General features: G+C 45.8%; 1 protein-coding gene. It reads right to left on the bottom strand.

Annotated features, from left to right (window positions below; all coding sequences use genetic code 11):
- Positions 1–267 (bottom strand): hypothetical protein (locus KMS84_RS44435; protein ID WP_256921547.1); only part of this gene is annotated, 267 nt, incomplete at its 3' end.
- Between the last annotated feature and the right edge of the window lie 28 nt (positions 268–295).

The following is a 295-nucleotide window of genomic DNA, read 5'->3' as shown; positions in this document are numbered from 1 at the left end:
GGGAAAAGCAGCATAAGGCAGGTGTCCTGAGTCGAGTTTCACATTAAGTGTTTTATCAGTGGGCTTCATAGGCGTCGCACCGGAAGGATAAATCCCCTGACCTTTTTCTGTGATCAAAAACGCAAGCGGAAAAAATGACAAGAGACTTAGGGTGGCAATGTGTCCCTGGTTTTTGCAAGTAAACATCTTGATGCTCATGTGCCTGCGGTGAGGATAGAACCAGATGTAGAAATCATGGGTGCTATCAGTGGCGGTATCGTCACCCATGACAAACTTTTGTAACGGTGCATAGTAA

This window comes from Streptomyces hilarionis, assembly GCF_024539675.1.
GTDB lineage: Bacteria > Actinomycetota > Actinomycetes > Streptomycetales > Streptomycetaceae > Streptomyces > Streptomyces hilarionis.
The sequence above is the reverse complement of the archived record's forward strand: the minus strand, read 5'-3'. Positions and strand labels throughout refer to the sequence as shown.